Below are 15,154 nucleotides of genomic sequence, written 5' to 3' on the forward strand. Positions count from 1 at the left end.
CGAAGTGCCCGTCGCGCAGGGCGAATCGGGCGGAAGGTGCGCCGGGGTACTACTCGCCCACCTCGCCGTAGGCGGCGAGGAGCACGGCCGGGTCGGGTCCCTCCAGCACGGTGGGCTTGGCGAGGCCGTCCAGGACGATGAAGCGCAGCAGGTCGCCGCGGGACTTCTTGTCGACCTTCATGTTCTCGACGAGCTTGGGCCACTGGTCGTAGCGGTAGTGCAGCGGCAGGCCGACCGCTTCGAGGATGGTGCGATGCCGGTCGGCGGTGGCGTCGTCCAGGCGGCCCGCGAGGCGGCCCAGCTCGGCGGCGAAGTGCATGCCCACCGCCACGGCGGCGCCGTGACGCCACTTGTAGCGCTCGTTCTTCTCGATGGCGTGGCCGAGCGTGTGACCGTAGTTGAGGATCTCCCTGAGGCCCGCCTCCTTCAGGTCGGAGGAGACGACCTGAGCCTTGACCTCGATGGAGCGCACGATCAGCTCGGCGGTGTGCAATCCGGCCGGGGTGCGCGCGGCCTGCGGGTCGGACTCGATCAGGTCCAGGATCACCGGGTCGGCGATGAAGCCGGCCTTGATGACCTCGGCGAGGCCCGAGACGTAGTCGTTGACCGGCAGCGAGTCCAGCGCGGCCAGGTCGCACAGGACACCGGCGGGCGGGTGGAAGGAGCCGACGAGGTTCTTGCCCTCGGCGGTGTTGATGCCGGTCTTGCCGCCGACGGCCGCGTCCACCATGGCCAGCACGGTGGTGGGGACGGCGATCCAGCGCACGCCGCGCAGCCAGGTCGCGGCCACGAACCCGGCCAGGTCGGTGCTGGCGCCGCCGCCGACACCGACGATGACGTCGGTGCGGGTGAAGCCGGACTGGCCGAGCGCCTTCCAGCAGTAGGCGGCGACCTCGGCGGTCTTGGCCTCCTCGGCGTTGGGCACCTGGATGGCGATCGCCTCGTATCCCTGCTCGGCGAGGTCGGCGCGCAGGGCGTCACCGGTCTCGGCGAGGGCCTCGGGGTGGATCACCGCGACCCGCTTGGCCTTGGTGCCGATCAGGCCGCCGAGCTCGCCCAGGAGCTGACGGCCCACCAGGACCTCGTAGGGGTCGGATCCCGCAGTGCCGCCGATCTGGATCCGGGTGACTGCCTCGCTCATGCTTCTTTCAACTCCAGTGCGTCCAGGGCGGCTCGGGTGACTTCTTCCGGCGTGCGGCCGTCGGTGGCCACGACGACCGTCGCCACCTCCTCGTAGAGGTGCCGACGGGCCTCCATCAGCTCGCGCCACTGTTTGCGCGGGTTGACCGCGAGCAGCGGACGCGCGGCGTTCAGGCCGGTGCGCTTGACGGCCTCCTCGACGTCCATCGAGAGGTAGACGACGCGCTGCCCGGCGAGGAGCGCGCGGGTGTCGGCGTCCAGGATCGCGCCGCCGCCGAGGGCGAGGACGCCGTCGTGCTCGGCGAGCGCGGTCCGCACGGCCTCCTTCTCCAGTGCCCGGAAGGCGGCCTCGCCCTCGTCCACGAAGATCTCGGCGATGGCCCGGCCCTGCGCGGAGACGATGTCCGCGTCCGTGTCCCGGTAGCCGGCGCCCAGGCGCTCGGCCAGCAGCTGCCCGACCGTGGACTTGCCGACGCCCATCGGGCCGACCAGCACGATGAGGGGAGCGCTCATCGGATGGCCAGGCTGTCGAGGTACGAAGCGACGTTGCGGCGGGTCTCCGGCACGCTGTCGCCGCCGAACTTCTCCGCCACCGCGTCCGCCAGGACCAGCGCGACCATCGCCTCGGCGACGATGCCGGCGGCCGGCACGGCGGACACGTCGGAGCGCTGGTGGTGGGCCTGTGTGGCCTCGCCGGTGGTGACGTCCACGGTCTTCAGGGCGCGCGGGACGGTGGCGATCGGCTTCATCGCGGCACGCACCCGCAGCAGCTCACCGGTGGTGAGGCCGCCCTCGGTGCCGCCGGAACGGCCGGAGACCCGGCGGATGCCCTCGGGCGTGTTCACGATCTCGTCGTGGGCCTGGGAACCGGGCACGCGGGCCAGCTCGAAGCCGTCGCCGATCTCGACGCCCTTGATCGCCTGGATCCCCATGAGGGCGCCCGCGAGCCGTGCGTCGAGCTTGCGGTCCCAGTGGACGTGCGAGCCGAGGCCCACCGGCACGCCGTAGGCGAGGATCTCGACGACGCCGCCGAGGGTGTCGCCGTCCTTGTGGGCCTGGTCGATCTCGGCGACCATCGCCTTCGAGGCGTCGGCGTCCAGGCAGCGCACGGGGTCGGCGTCCAGCTTCTCGACGTCGGCCGGCGTCGGGTACACGCCCTGGGGCGCCTTCGCCGAGGCCAGTTCGACCACGTGGCTGACGATCTCGACGCCGGTCGTCTCCTTGAGGTACGACCGCGCCACCGCCCCCAGCGCCACCCGGGCGGCCGTCTCCCGCGCGGAGGCGCGCTCCAGGATCGGCCGGGCCTCGTCGAAGCCGTACTTCTGCATGCCCGCGAGGTCCGCGTGACCGGGACGCGGCCGGGTCAGCGGCGCGTTGCGGGCGAGACCGGCCAGGACCTCCGGGTCGACCGGGTCGGCCGCCATGACCTGCTCCCACTTGGGCCACTCGGTGTTGCCCACCATGACCGCGACCGGGGAACCGAGGGTGAGCCCGTGCCGGACACCGCCGAGGAAGGTGACCTCGTCACGCTCGAACTTCATCCGCGCGCCGCGACCATAGCCGAGCCGCCGCCTCGCCAGGTGGTCCGCCACCATGTCCGTGGTGATCGGCACGCCGGCGGGCAGACCCTCCAGCGTCGCGACGAGTGCGGGACCGTGGGACTCCCCCGCGGTCAGCCAGCGCAACCTGCTCAACGGTGCTCCTCAGTGCTCGCGCCCCGGTTATGCCTTGCGTACGCGTCCTGACCGCGTACGGCAACGGCCCGACCGGGTGCGCGGCCCCGGCCCGCCACCTCCGATCCTCCCACGTCCACGGGTACGGACCGGAATCGGTCCGCTGGACGGACAGGGCGGGAGCGGGCCCGGAGCACCGCACGGCGGGTCAGCCGGCCAGCGCTCGCTCCCCCGCGGCCCGCATCGCCGCCAGCGGGGCGGGCGACCGGCCGGTCATCTGCTCCACCTGGAGCACCGCCTGGTGCAGCAGCAGGTCGAGGCCGCCGACGACGGCGCCGCCGTGCGCCGACCAGCGGGCGGCGAGCGCGGTGGGCCAGGGGTCGTAGAGCACGTCGAAGAGGGTCGCGGGCATCTCCGGGACGGCGGCGGCGAGGGCGTCGGTGGTGCCGGCCGGGGTGGTGGCCACGACCAGCGGGGCGCGCAGCGCCTCCTCGGCGTCCGCCCAGTCGGCGATGCGCACGTCGGCGTCCAGCCGCTCGGCCCAGCCCCGCATCTCGGCGGCGCGCGCCTCGCTGCGGACGTAGACGGCGATCTCGCCGGTGCAGATCCGGGCCAGGGCGGCCAGGGCGGAGGAGGCGGTGGCGCCGGCGCCGAGGATCGCGGCGGTCTCGGTCTTCTCGATGCCGTGCTCGCGCAGGGCGGCGACCATGCCGGGGATGTCCGTGTTGTCGCCGGTCTTGCGGCCGTCTTCGGTGAGGACGACGGTGTTCACCGCGTCCACGGATGCGGCGGTCTCGCTGATCTCGTCGAGCAGCGGGATGACCGCCCGCTTGAGCGGCATGGTCAGCGACAACCCCGCCCACTCGGGACCGAGCTCGGCGAAGAAGCCCGGCAGCGCCGCCTCGTCGATGTCGAAGCGGTCGTACGTCCAGCCCTCCAGGCCCAGCTCCGCATAGGCGGCGCGGTGCAGCACCGGGAGAGCGAGTGCGCGATCGGGGAGCCGAGGACGGCGGCCCTGCGGCGGTCAGTTGCCGGAGACGGCATCGAACTTGTCCTTCAGCTTCAGGAAGTCGTCGTGTGTCTTGGCGAACTCGGTCTTGCTCACGCCGTCGGTGGCCACGAAGTACATCCAGCCGTCGCTCGTCGGGGAGAGCGCCGCCTTCAGCGCCTCTTCGCCGGGGTTGCCGATGGGGCCGGGCGGCAGGCCCTTGTTGGTGTAGGTGTTGTACGGGTCCGGGTTGCTGTTGATCTCGGACTCGCTGATACGGATCTCGCTCTGGCCCTTCAGATAGTTGAAGGTCGAGTCGAACTGGAGCTCCTGGTTGGTCTCGGTGTTGGTGGGCTTGAGGCGGTTGTAGATGACCTCGGACATCTTGCGGAAGTCCTCGTGGGTCTTGCCCTCGGCCTGCACGAGGCTCGCCACGGTGAGCAGCTCCCAGGGGCTCTTGAGGCCCAGGCCCTCCGCCTTCTCCTCGAGCCCGATCTCCTCGTACTGCTCGTTGGCCCGCGCCACCATCTGCTTCAAAACGTCCTCGGGCTTCTGGCCCTTGGCCGCCGAGTAGCTCGACGGGTAGAGGAACCCTTCCAGCGGGTCCTTCACGTCCTTGTGGTTCATCGCCCACTCGGGCAGACCGAGGTTCTTCCACTCGGTCTCGGCGACCTTGGCGGTGGTGCCCTCGTCCACGCCGAGCTGCTTGTCGATCGACTTGTAGACGTCGACGTTGCGCCTGCCCTCGGCGACGATCAGGTTGCTGCGGCTCTTGGGGTTGAGCAGGAGTTCGACGGCGCTCTCGGCCGACATCTCCTTCTGCAGCGTGTACACGCCGTCCTGGATGCTCTTGCCGCGGGGGTTGCTCTGCTGGGCGGCGATGAAGGCGTCGACGCTCTTCACCACGCCCTGGCGTTTGAGTTCCTGGCCGATCGTCGAGCCGCCGGCGCCCTTGGGGATGGTGACGGTGACCTGCTCGCCGTTGCCGTCGCCCGCGTAGTTCGGGGCCGCGCCGAAACGTTCCTGGTAGAACTGGTAGCCGAAGTACCCGATGCCCGCGACGCCGCCGCCCAGCACCAGGCAGACCACCAGGCACGCGCATCCGTTGCGTCGCTTCTTGGGCTTTCCGCCCCGGGGCCTGCGCTCGCCCCGGCCTTCGTCGGCGGCCTCATCGTCGCCCTCAGGGCCCCCGCCCGCGAAGAAGGCGTGTTCGCCCTCATCGGGGCCCGGGTCCCAGTCGGTGCGCTGCGGTTCGGGCTCGGCGCGCCGGCGCGTGGGAGGTTCCGGCGGCGGGTATGCCTCCGGGGTGCCGTAGTAGTCCGGCTGGTCCGTGCCGTAGGCGGCCTGCCGGCCGTAGGGGTCCGACGGGTCGGCGGGGTACTGCGCCTGGGGATCGGCGCCGGAGCCCCAGCCGCCGTTGTCGTAGCCCTGCTGGTGCTGGGGCTGCGGCTGGCCGCCGTACTGCTGGTCGTACTGCTGCTGGTCGTACTGGGGCCTGCCGTACTGGTCGTACTGCGGCTCGGGGTGCTGCTGCCCGTACTGGTCGTACTGCGACTGGTGACCGTACGCGGCCGGGCCGCCGTCGCCCCAGTCGCCGTACTGCTGCTGCGACTGCGGCTGCTCCGGATACTGCTGCGGCTGGCCGCCGTAGGGGGGCTGCTGACCCGTGTGGGTCTGCTGCCCGCCCCATCCGCCGTCCCCGTACAACGGGTCCTCCGGATGCCACGGTTCGGAGCCTTGGCCCCGGCCATACTCAGTCATCGATCCCCTAGAGCCGCGAGACGGGCGATACGCGCGGCCTGTCATGGGGGGCCGGCTTCCGTTCCGCCTCTTGCTGTGCGGTGGCTGTTCGAATGCCTCCGCATCGCGCGGAACGTTACCGTATCGCGATCAGATGACCACTTCGACGCCCTCGCCGGGTGGCTTGCCTGACACCCGTTCGGATTCCAGCGCCTGCTGGAGGATGATCACCGCCGCGGCCTGGTCGATGACGGACCGGCCCTTCTTGGACTTCACTCCGGAGGCACGCAGTCCCTGACTCGCGGTCACCGTCGTCATCCGCTCGTCGACGAGACGCACCGGGACGGGCGCGATGCCCCTCGCCAGTTCCTGCGCGAAACCACGGACCTTGACCGCCGCCGGGCCCTCGCCCCCCTTGAGGGAGCGAGGGAGGCCGACGACGACCTCGATCGGCTCGTACTCCTCGACGAGCTGCCTCAGACGGCGGTGCGCCGCCGGGACGTCCCGGCCGGGGACCGTCTCCACCGGGGTGGCGAGGATCCCGTCGGGATCGCACGAAGCGACCCCGATGCGTGCGTCCCCGACGTCGACGGCGAGGCGGCGGCCCCGGCGCAGCGCCGGGGTGTCCCGCTGGTCGGCGCTCACTTGGCGGTGTCCGCCACGAGGCGCTCGACGGCGTCCACGGCGTCACCGATGGCGGCCGGGTTCTGGCCGCCGCCCTGGGCGACGTCCGGCTTGCCGCCACCGCCGCCGCCGAGGGTCTTGGCGGCGGCTCGCACCAGGTCACCGGCCTTGAGACCACGCTCGCGGGCGGCGTCGTTGGTGGCGATGACCGTCAGGGGCTTGCCGTTGACGGTGGTGAACAGGGCGACCACGGCGGCCCGTCCGCCCTGGATGCGGCCGCGCACGTCGAGGACCAGCTTGCGCAGGTCGTCGGCGGTGGTGCCGTCCGGGACCTGGCCCGTGACCAGGGCGACGCCGCGTACGTCCTTGGCGGAGTCGGCGAGCGAGCCGGCGGCCTGGAGGACCTTCTCGGCGCGGAACTTCTCGATCTCCTTCTCGGCATCCTTCAGCTTGCCGAGCATGGCGGAGACCTTCTCCGGGAGCTCCTCCGGGCGGCCCTTGATCAGCTCCTGGAGCTGGGCGACGACCGTGTGCTCGCGGGCGAGGAAGTTGTAGGCGTCCACGCCGACCAGGGCCTCGATACGACGGACGCCCGAGCCGATGGAGGACTCGCCGAGCAGCTTGACCAGACCCAGCTGGGCGGTGTTGTGCACGTGGGTGCCGCCGCACAGCTCCTTGGAGAAGTCGCCGATGGTCACGACGCGCACGCGCTCGCCGTACTTCTCGCCGAACTCGGCGATGGCGCCCTGCTTCTTGGCCTCGTCGATGCCCATGACGTCGGCACGCACGTCGAGGTCGCGGGCGAGCACCTCGTTGATCTTCTGCTCGACGTCGGTCATCACGGCCGTCGGCACGGCGGACGGCGAACCGAAGTCGAAGCGGAAGCGGCCGGGCTGGTTCTCGGAACCGGCCTGGGCGGCCGTCGGGCCGAGGGCGTCGCGCAGGGCCTGGTGGGTGAGGTGGGTGGCCGAGTGGGCGCGGGCGATGGCCTTGCGGCGCCGGTCGTCGATGGCGGCGTGGGCCTTGGCGCCGACGGTGATCTCGCCGACCTGGACGACGCCCTTGTGGACGTACACCCCCGGGACGGGCTTCTGGCAGTCGCGGACCTCGATGACGGCGCCGGTGTCGACCTTGATCCGGCCGGTGTCGCCGATCTGGCCGCCGCCCTCGGCGTAGAACGGGGTGCGGTCGAGGACGATCTCGACCTCGTCGCCCTCGGTGGCGGCCGGCGAGGAGACGCCGTCGACGAGGATGCCGACGATCGTGGACTCGCTCTCGGTGTCCGTGTAGCCGACGAAGTCGGTGGCACCGGCCTGGTCGGCGATCTCGCGGTACGCGCCGGCGCCGGCGTGACCGGTCTTCTTGGCCTGGGCGTCGGCCTTGGCGCGCTCCCGCTGCTCCTTCATCAGGCGGCGGAAGCCGTCCTCGTCCACGGAGAGCCCCTGCTCGGCGGCCATCTCCAGGGTGAGGTCGATCGGGAAGCCCCAGGTGTCGTGGAGCAGGAACGCCTTGTCGCCGGAGAGGACGCTGCCGCCGGCGGCCTTGGTGTCGCTCACGGCGGTGTCGAGGATGTTGGTGCCGGCCTTCAGCGTCTTGAGGAAGGCGTTCTCCTCGGCGAGGGCGACCTTCTCGATCCGCTCGCGGTCGGTGATCAGCTCGGGGTACTGCTGCCCCATCATGCCGATCACGACGTCGATCAGGTCCTTGACGACCGGACCGGTGGCGCCGAGCAGGCGCATGTTGCGGATGGCGCGGCGCATGATGCGGCGCAGCACGTAGCCGCGGCCCTCGTTGCCCGGGGTGACGCCGTCACCGATGAGCATCACGGAGGTGCGCATGTGGTCGGTGACCACGCGCAGGGAGACGTCCGAGGCCTGGGCGTCGCCGTAGGCCACGCCGGTCAGCTCGGTGGCCTTCTTGATCACGGCCATGGAGGTGTCGATCTCGTACATGTTCTGCACGCCCTGCAGAATCATGGCGAGCCGCTCCAGGCCGAGCCCGGTGTCGATGTTCTTGCTCGGCAGCTCGCCGAGGATCTCGAACTCCTCCTTGCCGATGCCCTCGCCCCGCTCGTACTGCATGAAGACGAGGTTCCAGATCTCCACGTACCGCTCGTCGTTGACGGCGGGGCCGCCCTCGGCGCCGAACTCGGGGCCGCGGTCGTAGTTGATCTCGGAGCAGGGGCCGCAGGGGCCGGGGACGCCCATGGACCAGTAGTTGTCCTTCTTGCCGAGCCGCTGGATGCGCTCGGACGGGACACCCACGACGTCGTGCCAGATGCGCTCGGCCTCGTCGTCGTCCTTGTAGACGGTGATCCACAGGCGCTCGGGGTCGAGGCCGTAACCGCCCTTGTCCTGGGGGCTGGTGAGCAGCTCCCAGGCGAGCTTGATGGCGCCTTCCTTGAAGTAGTCGCCGAAGGAGAAGTTGCCGCACATCTGGAAGAACGTGCCGTGGCGCGTAGTCTTGCCGACCTCTTCGATGTCCGGCGTGCGCACGCACTTCTGCACGCTGGTGGCGCGGTCGAAGGGCGGCTTGACCTCACCCAGGAAGTAGGGCTTGAACGGCACCATGCCGGCCGGGACCAGCAGCAGAGTCGGGTCGTCCGCGATGAGCGACGCCGAAGGGACGACGGTGTGCCCGCGCTCCTCGAAGAAGCTCAACCAGCGGCGACGAATCTCGGCCGACTCCATCAGTGGTCCTCATTCCGGTTGTACGAGTACGTCGTCCTGACGTCGACGACGGACTTCGGGTTGCTGCGGTGTTCGGTGTTGTGGTTCTCGATGGCGGCGTGGTGCCGCAGTGCGGGGAGTTCGTCGCGGTCGACGGGGGCGTTCAGCCCGAGCGCGTCGTCCAGTTCGGCCTCCCGCTGGGCCATGTTCTCGCGGACGTCGAGGGCGAAGCCCACCGCGCGGTCCTTGAGCCGGGTGCCCGCGTCCAGCGCCTTGTTGGCCGCGGTCGCGGCGAGGCTCTCCGGGGTCAGCTGCTTGAGCTTCCGGTTGACCTTGGTGGTGGCCCACACACCGGCGGCGACGCCGGTGCCGAACCAGAACGTACGGCGGAACATCGCTGGATCAGTCCTTCTTCCGCTTCGTCCGCCGCGCGGCCGGGATCGTACGGCCGACGATCACGGTGCGCCGCGGCTGCTTGGCCGCGCCCGCGGGCACGTCCTCCTTGCGACCGCCGAGTGCCCGGCGCACGCCGTACCCGAACGCGGCGACCTTGACCAGCGGGCCACCGAAGGTGGAGGCCACGGTGGTGGACAGCGCGGAGGCGTTGGACGTGACCTCCTGGACGTCGGAGGCGATGGCGTCGACGCGGTCGATCTGGGTCTGCGCGGAACGCACCGCCGACGAGGCGTCGGCCAGCAGCGGGACGGCCTGGTCGGTCACGTCCGCCACCAGCTTGGTGGTCGCCCTGAGCGTCTGGGCCAGCCTCGCCAGTGCCACGGCGAGGAAGGAGACCAGGATCGCCCAGAAGACGGCCACCAGGATTCCGGCCACCTCGCCACCGGACACTGTCGCACCCGCTCCCTGAAAGACGTGCCTGAACATCAAAAAAGTCGTGCACCGAGCCTATCGCGCCGGGCGCGGGGCTCCGTACCGGATTCGCGTCCGCGTTCCCGTGGAGTACGACGGAGTCGGGCGAAGCGATTGTACGGAGTGAATACGGTTCAGTACGCTCCGTGTTTCATGCGAGACCTTCGGCGCGACCGCATCCCGCACGGCAACCTCCCGCTGGAACTGGACACCTTCGTGGGCAGAGCCGCGGAACTCGCGGAGCTGGTCCGGACGCTGGAGTCGGAGCGGCTGGTGACGGTGACCGGGGCGGGCGGGGTCGGGAAGTCTCGTCTGGCGGTGCGGACGGCCGCGCGGTGCACGCCCCGGGACGGGGTGTGGCGCGTGGAGCTGGCGCCGGTGCGCGACGAGGAGTTCGTCGACTACGCGGTCGTGGAGGCCCTGGGCCTGGTCGACCACACCACCCGGCTGCCGCGCGAGACGCTGCTCGCGCACCTCGCCGACCGGGAGCTGCTGCTGGTCCTCGACGGGGTCGAGCACCTGGTGGACGCGTGCGCCTCGCTGGCGGCCGACCTGCTGGGCCGCGCCCCCGGGCTGCGGGTGCTGGCGGTGGGCCGCAGGCCGCTGGCCGTGGCGGGGGAACGGGTCGTCCCGCTGGCACCGCTGAGTCCGGAGGAGTCCGTGGAGCTGCTGACGGTCCGCGCGGGGCAGCGGCACGCGGGCCACGGGTACGACGCCTCCCCGGACGAGGGCTACGGGGAGATGCGCGAGCTGTGCCGGCGCCTGGACGGGATTCCGCTGGCGATCGAGCTGGCGGCGGGCCGGCTGGGTGCCCTCTCCCCGCGGCAGATGCTGCAACGGCTGGACGACCGGTTCCGCCTGCTGACCGGCGGCGACCGCACCGCGCTGCCGCGGCACCGGGCGCTGCGCACGGCGATCGGCTGGAGTCACGAGCTGTGCACGCCCGGGGAGCGGCTCCTGTGGGCACGGCTGTCGGTGTTCGCGGGCTCGTTCGACCTCGAGGCGGCCGAGTACGTGTGCAGCGGCGACGGACTGCCCGCCGAAGAGGTGCTGGACGTGCTGTCCGCGCTGCTCGCCCAGTCCGTACTGACCCGCGAGGAGACACCGGCCGGGGTGCGCTACCGGATGCTCGACACGGTCCGGGCCTACGGCGCCGACTGGCTGGAGGCGACCGGGGACACGGCGCGGCTGCGGCGCCGGCACCGGGACTGGTACCTGGGCCTGGCGACCTGGTGCGAGCTGGAGTGGTTCTCGCCGCGCCAGCGGGAGGTCGCCACGCGCGTGGACGCGGAGCTGCCGAATCTGCGCGCCGCCCTGGAGCACTCCCTGACCGAGCCGGACGAGGCGCACCTGGGGCAGTACCTGGCCGGCGCCCTGTGGTTCCACTGGGTCGGCTGCGGACGGCTGTCGGAGGGGCGGCGGTGGCTGGAGCAGGCGGTGCGGCTGGACGCGGAGGGGACGGCGGGCGAGCAGTCCCGGCTGAAGGCGCTGTGGGTGCTCGGCTACGTGGCGATCCTGCAGGGCGACACCGTGCAGGCGCTGGCGGCGCTCCAGGAGTGCCGGGAGGAGGCCGAGCGGTCGGCCAACCCGACGGCGGTGGCGTACGCGGAGCACCGCACCGGCTGTCTGGCACTGGTCACGGACGACATGCCGCGCGCGGAGACGCTGTTGCGCTCGGCGCTGCTCCGCTACCGGGAGATCGGTGAGCTCAACAGCAACGTCCTGATGGGTCAGGTGGAGCTGGCGATGGCCCGGGCGTTCCAGGGCGACCTGCCGGACGCGGTGCGCCTGTGCGAGGACGTACGCCAGGTGTGCGAGGACCACGGCGAGCGCTGGGCCCGGGGGTACGCCCTGTACGTGCTGGCCTACGCGGCCTGGAGCGACGGCGAGCCGCGGCGGGCGCGCGAGCTGCTCGCCGACTGTCTGCGCGGTGCGCACCGCTTCCGGGACCAGCTGGGCTCGGTGCTGGCCGTTGAGCTGCTTGCCCTGGTCACGGTGGCGGAGGGCGACGCGGCGGAGGCGGCGGTGCTGCAGGGCGCCGCGGGGCGGATGTGGCCATCGGTGGGTCTGCGGCTGTTCGGCTCGGCGCACTACAACATGCCGCACGAGCTGTGCGAGGCGGCCGCGCGCGAGCAGTTGGGCGACGAGCGCTACGAGGAGTTCGTGCGGCACGGTGCGCTGCTCGGCCGCCGGGAGGTGATGACGCGGGCGCTGCGGCGGCCCGGCCCGCCGGCCACGCTGCCCCTGCCGCGCGGAGCCGGGCGGCGTGCCACGGCGGGGGCGCGGACGGCGAAGCCCGCCGCCTCACCCACCCGGAAGGGCGGGGAGACGGCGGGCTGAGGTACCGCGGGTGTACTGCGCCGGGGCCGGTATCAGCGGGCGTAGTACTCGACGACGAGCTGCTCGTCGCAGATCACCGGGATCTCCTTGCGGTTCGGCTCACGGTCCAGGCGGAACGCCAGGGCCTTGAGGTTCACCTGGAGGTAGCGCGGGGTCTCGCCGTCGGGGGCGAAGCCACCCTCACGGGCGATCGTGAAGAGCGTCTTCTCCTTGGAGCGCTCGCGCACCTGCACGACGTCGTCCGGGCGGACGCGGAAGGACGGCTTGTCGACCTTCTGGCCGTTGACCTGGATGTGGCCGTGGACGACCATCTGGCGGGCCTGGTAGATCGTGCGGGCGATGCCCGAACGCAGGACCAGCGCGTCGAGACGGCGCTCGAGCTCGATGACCAGGGCCTCGCCGGTCTTCATGTTGGTCTTGGAGGCACGCTCGTAGGCGCGGACGAGCTGGCGCTCGCTGAGGTCGTACTGCGCGCGCAGACGCTGCTTCTCGAGCAGACGGACCTTGTAGTCCGAGTTCTGCTTGCGGCCGCGGCCGTGCTCACCCGGCGGGTAGGGGCGGGCCTCGAAGTACTTGACGGCCTTCGGCGTCAGCGCGATGCCGAGGGCACGCGACTTCTTGACCTTGGGGCGGGACTGGTTCGCCACTGTCTGTGTCTCTTTCCTGGTTTCCGGCTTGTCAGGGTTGTGGGAGGTCGCAATCCGCAGCCGGGGAAACCCGCCTGGTCCGCGTGGGACCCGCCGGGCAGCCGCTCCCCTGGTCTGGGCACATACGTGCAGCACGCGAGTGGCCCACCGACCTCTCCCGGAGCTCCGGGTGGTGGTGGGCTGCCCGCGACACCATCGACGGTGCGCGACGCTCCTGGAACCCCGAGGGGCTCCGGCCGGTTGTCCCGTTCTGACTGCACGGGACTCGGCACTCCGACCGAGTCTACAGGCTGCTCAGGACCGCTTGCGACCGAGGTGCCCGCGGGTCCACTCCACCGCGTCCGCGTATCTGGCCTCGGCGCCGTGCCGGGTCGGTGTGTAGTAGGTGCGGTCCTTCAGCTCGTCCGGGGCGTACTGCTGGGCGGCGATGCCCTCCGGCAGGTCGTGCGGGTACACGTACCCCTGCCCGTGTCCGAGCTTTCCGGCGCCCTTGTAGTGGCTGTCGCGCAGGTGAGCCGGGACCGGCCCCGTGTGCCCCTTGCGCACGTCGTCCAGGGCGGCGCCGATGGCCGTGGTCGCGGCGTTGGACTTGGGGGCGAGGGCCAGGGCGATGGTGGCGTGGCTGAGGGTGAGGGCGGCCTCGGGGAAGCCGATCATGGCGACGGCCTGGGCGGCGGCGACGGCGATCGGCAGGGCGTTCGGGTCGGCGAGGCCGATGTCCTCGCTGGCGGAGATCATCAGGCGGCGGGCGATGAACCGGGGGTCCTCGCCGGCCTCGATCATCCGGGCCAGGTAGTGCAGGGCGGCGTCCACGTCGGAGCCGCGGATGGACTTGATCAGGGCGCTGGCGACGTCGTAGTGCTGGTCGCCGTCGCGGTCGTACTTCACCGCGGCCCGGTCGACCGTCTCCTCCAGCGTCGCCAGGGTGACCTCGGCCTCGCCCTTGTCGAGCGCGGCCCCGGCGGCGGCCTCCAGCGCGGTCAGCGCGCGGCGGGCGTCGCCGCCGGCGATGCGCAGCAGGTGGTCCTCGGTGTCCTCGGGGAGCGTGACGGCTTCCCCCAGGCCCCGCTCGTCGGTGAGGGCGCGGCGGAGAAGGCCGCGGACGTCGTCGTCGGTGAGCGGTTCGAGCGTGAGGAGGAGGGAGCGGGAGAGCAGCGGGGAGATGACCGAGAAGTACGGGTTCTCCGTGGTGGCGGCGATGAGGGTGACCCAGCGGTTCTCCACGGCCGGGAGGAGGCTGTCCTGCTGGGCCTTGCTGAAGCGGTGGATCTCGTCGAGGAAGAGGACGGTCTCCTTGCCGTACCCGCCGACCGCGCGGCGGGCGCCGTCGATGACCGCGCGGACCTCCTTGACGCCCGCGGTGATCGCCGACAGCTCCACGAAGCGCTTGTTGGTGGCCTTGGAGACGACGTACGCCAGCGTGGTCTTGCCGGTGCCGGGCGGCCCCCAGAGGATGACCGAGGAGGGCCCGGCGGGGCCGGAGCCGCCCTCGCCCACCAGTCGGCGCAGGGGGGACCCCGGCTTGAGCAGGTGCTGCTGACCGACGACCTCGTCGAGGGTGCGCGGACGCATCCGCACGGCGAGGGGGCTGCCGGTCGGGTCCTTCTCCTGGCGTTCTTCTGCTGCGGCGGTGAACAGGTCGGGCTCCACGTTCTGAACCCTAAATCACCGCACTGACAACCCGACGCGCCCGGTGGACCCGGCTCACCGGAGCGGTCAGCTGATCCAGAAGTCCCACCAGCGGGTCAGGACCATCATGCCGATGATGCCGATGTGCAGCACCGGCAGGACCCAGGTGAACTCGCCGAAGAAGCTCTTGAGCCAGCCCGGCGCGGGCAGGAAGCCCTTGCGGACGTTGAAGGACGTCACGTACCAGAACATGATGATGGTCGCGACCCAGGCCAGGCAGCACCACAGGCACAGCGAGTTGATCCGGTACAGGGACTGGAACTGCAGCCATGTGCAGAAGCCCACACCGAAGAGGGTGCCGGCGTTGAAGGTGAGCCAGTACCAGCGCGGGAAGCGGGCGCGGCCGAGCAGGCTCATGCCGACGCAGATGACCATGCCGTAGGCGACGAGGCCGAGCATCGGGTTGGGGAAGCCGAAGACGGATGCCTGGTCGCTCTCCATGATGTTGCCGCAGGAGACGACCGGGTTGAGGCTGCAGCCGGGCGTGAACGTGGTGCCGGCGACCTTGGCCTCGAGGATCTTCTGCTTGTCGATCGTGATGACCCAGGCGGCGAGCAGACCGGCCGCGCCCGTGATCACCAGCAGCAGCGCGAGAGCGCGACTGCCGCCCTCGGTGCGCGGGGTGCGGGTGCTGGGGTCCGGCGCGGGCTCCGCCACGGTGGAGACGTCCTTCACTGTCGTCTTGCTCATCACGCCGATTCCGTCACTCGAGAGTCGGACCTGCTTCGGGCAGGGCCATTGTGCCGCACCGTCCTGTGTGGCAACCGTTCGATGAAC

General features: G+C 71.3%; 12 protein-coding genes and 1 pseudogene. 1 reads left to right on the top strand and 12 read right to left on the bottom strand.

What is annotated here, in order from left to right:
- Nucleotides 1-49: 49 nt before the first annotated feature.
- The 9 genes and pseudogenes from aroB to ACLIN4_RS06355 all read right to left on the bottom strand — a co-directional run bounded on the left by aroB (nt 50) and on the right by ACLIN4_RS06355 (nt 9,680).
- Nucleotides 50-1,141, bottom strand: a complete 1,092-nt coding sequence (gene aroB / locus ACLIN4_RS06315; RefSeq protein ID WP_411575564.1) for a 3-dehydroquinate synthase — start codon at nt 1,139-1,141, stop codon at nt 50-52.
- Nucleotides 1,138-1,653: a shikimate kinase gene (locus ACLIN4_RS06320; RefSeq protein ID WP_289909170.1), complete on the bottom strand. Its 516-nt coding sequence runs from the start codon at nt 1,651-1,653 to the stop codon at nt 1,138-1,140. Before ACLIN4_RS06320 ends, aroB begins: the two co-directional genes overlap by 4 nt.
- Nucleotides 1,650-2,834 (bottom strand): chorismate synthase, encoded by a 1,185-nt coding sequence (gene aroC, locus ACLIN4_RS06325; RefSeq protein ID WP_100047588.1) that lies wholly within the window; start codon nt 2,832-2,834, stop codon nt 1,650-1,652. Before aroC ends, ACLIN4_RS06320 begins: the two co-directional genes overlap by 4 nt.
- A gap of 187 nt (nt 2,835-3,021) precedes the next feature.
- Nucleotides 3,022-3,857 (bottom strand): annotated as a pseudogene (locus ACLIN4_RS06330) (shikimate dehydrogenase).
- The gene (mltG, locus tag ACLIN4_RS06335; protein ID WP_411575565.1) at nt 3,838-5,562 is read right to left on the bottom strand and encodes an endolytic transglycosylase MltG; all 1,725 of its coding nucleotides are present in this window, start codon (nt 5,560-5,562) and stop codon (nt 3,838-3,840) included. The pseudogene ACLIN4_RS06330 and the gene mltG overlap by 20 nt, the downstream one beginning before the upstream one ends.
- Nucleotides 5,563-5,691: 129 nt before the next feature.
- Nucleotides 5,692-6,186, bottom strand: a complete 495-nt coding sequence (gene ruvX / locus ACLIN4_RS06340; protein ID WP_411575566.1) for a Holliday junction resolvase RuvX — start codon at nt 6,184-6,186, stop codon at nt 5,692-5,694.
- Nucleotides 6,183-8,855: an alanine--tRNA ligase gene (gene alaS, locus ACLIN4_RS06345; RefSeq protein WP_100047584.1), complete on the bottom strand. Its 2,673-nt coding sequence runs from the start codon at nt 8,853-8,855 to the stop codon at nt 6,183-6,185. Before alaS ends, ruvX begins: the two co-directional genes overlap by 4 nt.
- On the bottom strand, nt 8,855-9,229 hold the full coding sequence (locus tag ACLIN4_RS06350) for a hypothetical protein (RefSeq protein WP_107477180.1): 375 nt from the start codon (nt 9,227-9,229) through the stop codon (nt 8,855-8,857). The genes alaS and ACLIN4_RS06350 overlap by 1 nt, the downstream gene beginning before the upstream one ends.
- Before the next feature lie 7 nt (nt 9,230-9,236).
- Nucleotides 9,237-9,680 (bottom strand): DUF948 domain-containing protein, encoded by a 444-nt coding sequence (locus tag ACLIN4_RS06355; RefSeq protein ID WP_179342368.1) that lies wholly within the window; start codon nt 9,678-9,680, stop codon nt 9,237-9,239.
- A gap of 174 nt (nt 9,681-9,854) precedes the next feature.
- Between ACLIN4_RS06355 and ACLIN4_RS06360 the strand changes: the two genes are divergently transcribed.
- Entirely contained in the window at nt 9,855-12,041 is a 2,187-nt protein-coding gene (locus ACLIN4_RS06360) for an ATP-binding protein (protein WP_289909174.1), read from the top strand.
- 32 nt (nt 12,042-12,073) lie between these two features.
- Here ACLIN4_RS06360 and rpsD read toward each other — a convergent pair whose 3' ends face one another.
- The 3 genes from rpsD to ACLIN4_RS06375 all read right to left on the bottom strand — a co-directional run bounded on the left by rpsD (nt 12,074) and on the right by ACLIN4_RS06375 (nt 15,067).
- Nucleotides 12,074-12,688, bottom strand: coding sequence for a 30S ribosomal protein S4 (rpsD, locus tag ACLIN4_RS06365; RefSeq protein WP_030185023.1), 615 nt, complete (start codon nt 12,686-12,688; stop codon nt 12,074-12,076).
- A 294-nt stretch (nt 12,689-12,982) separates the two neighbouring features.
- The gene (locus ACLIN4_RS06370; protein WP_107477182.1) at nt 12,983-14,338 is read right to left on the bottom strand and encodes a replication-associated recombination protein A; all 1,356 of its coding nucleotides are present in this window, start codon (nt 14,336-14,338) and stop codon (nt 12,983-12,985) included.
- Between the two features lie 66 nt (nt 14,339-14,404).
- Nucleotides 14,405-15,067: a vitamin K epoxide reductase family protein gene (locus ACLIN4_RS06375; RefSeq protein WP_107477183.1), complete on the bottom strand. Its 663-nt coding sequence runs from the start codon at nt 15,065-15,067 to the stop codon at nt 14,405-14,407.
- Nucleotides 15,068-15,154 lie beyond the last annotated feature (87 nt).

The organism is Streptomyces mutabilis, from assembly GCF_046628145.1.
Lineage (GTDB): Bacteria > Actinomycetota > Actinomycetes > Streptomycetales > Streptomycetaceae > Streptomyces > Streptomyces mutabilis.